At 70.4% G+C, this 4,522-nt stretch carries 1 protein-coding gene; it reads right to left on the minus strand.

What is annotated here, in order from left to right; genetic code table 11:
• Positions 1–4,522, minus strand: a 4,522-nt coding sequence (locus WAW17_RS30095) for an amino acid adenylation domain-containing protein (protein WP_422336509.1), incomplete at both ends; no start/stop codon positions are given.

Raw genomic sequence — 4,522 nt, forward strand, 5'->3', positions numbered from 1 at the left:
CGGCCTGCGCATCGAGAAGATCCACCAGAGTCTCGGGGCGGACGTCCACGTCGGTGGCGTTCCAGGTCCTCAGAATCCGCGCCTGCTCGGCCTCGGTGGTCAGCGGAACGTCCCCCACCAGCACCGCGGGGTCGGTGACGAAGGCGTCGAGCACTCGCTTCAGCATCTCCGCCAGGCGGGCTGCGCTGGCCGGATCGAACAGTTCGGTGGCGTAGGTGAGCGCGCCGGTGATCCCGGCGGCGGCGCCCTCCTGGTCGTAGGTGTCCGAGAGGGTGACATCGAGATCGAACTTGGTGGCGCCCACGTCCAGGTCGAGGGGCGCGATGGTGAGGCCCGGCAACTCCAGCACCGCGTCGGTCTGATTCTGGAACGCCAGCAACACCTGGAACAACGCCGAATACGACTGCGAGCGGGCCGGGTTCATGATCTCGACCAGCCGCTCGAACGGCACGTCCGAGTAGGCGATAGCACTCAGGTCGGTTTCGCGCACGTGGCCCAGCACGTCCGAGAGCGGCGCGGTCGCCTCCACCTCGGTGCGCAGCACCAGGGTGTTCACGAACATGCCCACTAGATCGTCGAGTTCCCGCTCCCCGCGGCCGGCCACGGGAGTGCCGATCACGATGTCGGACGTCTCGGTCACCCGGGCCAGTAGCACCGCCAGCGCGGCGTGCACCACCATGAACAGCGTCGTATTGTGCTGCTGGGCAAGGGCCGCGAGCCGTGCGTGGGTGGCGGCGTCGATCGTCACCGGCAGCGAGGCACCGCGGTTCGTCGGGTTGGCAGGCCGCGGGCGGTCGGTGGGGAGCTCCAGCATTTCCGGGATACCGGCGAGCTTGTGCGTCCAGTAGTCGAGTTGCCGGGCGGCGAGCGACTGTGGATTGTCCTCGGAGCCCAGGATCTCGCGCTGCCACAGCGCGAAGTCGGCGTACTGCACCGGCAGCGGCGCCCACGCCGGGCTGTTACCGGTCGACCGCGCCGCGTACGCCATCATCACGTCGCGGGCGAGCGGGACGGTGGAGAAACCGTCGCCGCTGTTGTGGTGCACCACGATCACCAGCACGAATTCGTGCTCGCTCACCTGCAGCAGGCGGCCGCGGAGGGGGACGGCGGTGGTGACGTCGAATCCGCGTGCCACCACCGACAGCACGTGCCCGTCCACGGCGTCGGCCGCGACTGCGGTGGGGGTCAGATCCAGATCCACCCGATCAGCGGGCAGCACCACCTGCACCGGCTCACCGTCGATCTCCGGGAACACCGTTCGCAGCGATTCGTGCCGGTCCAGCACATCCCGCACCGCCGCCTGCAGGGCGTCCACGTCGAGGTCACCGGTGAGCCGGACGGCGACAGGGATGTTGTAGGCGGGTGATTCGGGGGCGAACCGGCTCAGGAACCACATCCGCTGCTGCGCGAGCGACAGCGGAATGCGTTCGGGCCGCACCCGCGGTGCCAGCGGCACGCGCCTGCTCGCGCCCACCTCGGACGCCACCCGCTCGGCCAGCGCCGCCACCGTCGACGCCTCGAACAGCAACCGCACCGGCACGTGCGCATCGAGGGCCGCACCCAGCCGGGCCGCCAGCTGTGTGGCGATCAGGGAGTTGCCGCCGAGGGCGAAGAAGTCGTCATCGAGACCCACGTGTTCCACGTGCAGCACCTCGGCGAACACGGCGGCCACGGTCTGCTCCACCGCCGACTCGGGCGCACGAAAGGCGTGGGTCTCGATCACCGGGGCCGGCAACGCTTTCGCGTCCACCTTGCCCGAGGTGTTGAGCGGAAACGCGTCGAGCACCACGATCGCCGCAGGCACCAGATACGACGGCAACGCGTCCTCGAGCCGGGTGCGGAGCACGTCGACGTCGAGGGCACCGCGCGGCACCACGTAGGAGACCAGGGCGTCGGCGCCCGCCGCGCCCGATCGGGGCAGGGTGAGGGCACCGTCCACGTCGGCGAGGCGCTTGATGGCCGCATCCACCTCACCGGGCTCGATGCGGACACCGCGAATCTTCACCTGTCGATCCACCCGGGCGATGAAGTGCAGGTTGCCGTCGGCGCGCCGATGCACCAGATCACCCGTACGGTACATGCGCGCACCGGACGCATGCGCAACGAATCGTGTTGCGGTGCGGCCCTGGTCACCCACATATCCGCGGGCAAGACCGGTCCCGCACAAATACAGTTCACCGATTCCGCCGACGGGGACGTGCCGTAATCGGTCGTCGAGTACCAGCGCCGTGGTGCCGGGAATGGGACTGCCGATAGTCACCTGCCCCGCCACCTCGGTAATGGTGGCCGCCACGGTGGACTCGGTGGGGCCGTAGGCATTGAGCATCAGCCGGCCCTTGCTCCAGGTCGCGGCGAGTTCGGTGGACAGTGCCTCACCTCCCACCGCCACCACCTCGAGGTGTTCGAGTCCGTGCGGGTCCAGCGAGGTGAGCACGGCGGGGGTGGACAGGTAGTGCGTGACGCCGCGTTCCACCAGCACCCGGTGCAGGTCCGGACCCGCGTACACGTCGGCGGGGATGACCGCCAGGCAGGCACCGGAGCCGAACGCCAGCAGCATCTCGTGCAGGGCCGCATCGAAGGTGGGGTTGTAGCCGTGCGCCACTCGCGACTGCGGGGTGACGCGGTACCGGCGCACCCCGTCCTCGGCGAGGGTGGAGAGTCCGCGATGCGACACCATCACCCCCTTGGGTGTGCCGGTGGAACCGGAGGTGTAGATGATGTAAGCCAGCTCGTCCACCGACACCGGAACACGCACCGGCCCAGCGCCTTCCAGCCCACTGCCTTCCAGCCGGTCTCCCGCCGTCACCGGCGTCCAGGCGATGCCCGCACCGACGGCCATCTCCCCCACACCGACCTGCACGCCGGCCTCGGTGAGCACCCGTTCCAGGCGTTCGGCCGGGTGCGTCGGATCCACCGGCAGGTACGCGGCACCGGTCTTGGTGACGGCCCACAGCGCGATCATGAAGTCGACGGAGCGCGGCAGGCCCAGCGCCACCACCCGTCCCGGTGCCGCGCCCTTGCCGATCAGGGCTCGGGCCAGCGCATCGGACCGCGCGTCGAGTTCCCGGTAGGTGAGGGTGACGGCACCGTCGGTGAGCGCGGGGGCGTCCGGGTAGGTGGCTGCGGTGCCAGTGAGGATATCGGCGAGCGTGCGCGGTTCGCTGGGGGTTCCGCCGTCCAGTGGCGGACCGGGTGACAGCGCGATGCTGCCCACCTGCGCCTCCGGGGTGTCGGTGACCGACGCCAGCAGATCCGCGAACAGCGCGGCCAGCGAGCGCACCGTCTCGGCGTCGAACAGGGCCCCGTTGTAGGTGATCACGGCATCCATACCGGCCGGATCGCGGCCCGTCCAGCACTCGGAATAGGTGAAGGCCAGATCGAAAGGTGATGTGGCCGTCTGCTTCCTGGTGGTGGGGGCCAGTGCCAGCGCCACCTGGGGACGGCGCCCGCCGAGCAGATCGGCGAGGGCCTCGAACGGCACGTCGGCATTCTCGAACGCGGCCACATCGAAATCCCGCACCTGCGCGAGCACCGCGGAGAACGGCATCTCGGGCGCCACCCGCGCGCGCAGTGCCAAGGTGTTCACCTCATGGTGCGCCTGCCCGGCCTCGCCGCCGATCACGATGTCGCGGTGCACACCCATCCGGGCCAGCAGCACCGCCAGCGTGGCGCGCAGCACCGTGAACAGCGTGGCGCCTTCACCGCGGGCCACCCGGAGCGCCGCCTGATGCTGGGCTGCACCGATCGAGAATTCGATCGCCGAACCCGGCCAGGCGGTGTCGCCGCCGCCCGCCATCCGGTCGGTGGGCACCGGTGACGGGGAGCCGACGCCCTGCAGTGCGCGACGCCAACGCGCGAGGCCGCTGCCCGCGGCTTCCCGATCCGGGCGGACAATTCTGCCGTCGACCTGCCGCACCCGTTCCCCCGTGCGGTACATGCGGGCACCCGCACCGTTTCCGGTCGCCTCCTGCATGAAGGGATCAGCCACGAATCGTCCTGCCGTGGCAGCAAATCGGCGGTGGAAACCTCGGGCCACCTGCGCCCCGCCCACATACAACTCACCCTCGGTGCCCGGGGGGACGGGCCGCAGCGACCCGTCCAGCACGTAGGCGCGCAGTCCGGCGTCCGGATCCACCCGGTGCGGCCGATGGTGGCGGTCGATCACCACGCGCTCGCCGGCCACCAGCGATCTCCAGATGCCGGTGATCACCCGGTCGCAGTCGTTCCCCGCACCCAACCGGGCCAGCACGTTGGCGTGGGTGAGCGCCACCGGCTCCGACCCGGCAGGGCACAGCACATACGCGGCCACGTCCGCGCGGATCTGCTGCGCCGGCCGGCTCGGTTCGGCGGCGACCTCCAGATGCTCGAGCAGCAGACGTGCGTACCCGCCGGCCGGAATCAGTTCCGCGTCCACCGCGCGGGTGAGCAGCACCGACGGCGCCACATCGGCCAGCATGTAGCGGACGCGTTCGGTGGGCAGATCGAGCGACACCGGAAGGCACACGGCCCCCGCCCGCAGCAC

Source organism: Rhodococcus sp. (in: high G+C Gram-positive bacteria), from assembly GCF_049286785.1.
In the GTDB taxonomy this organism is placed as follows: domain Bacteria; phylum Actinomycetota; class Actinomycetes; order Mycobacteriales; family Mycobacteriaceae; genus Rhodococcus_F.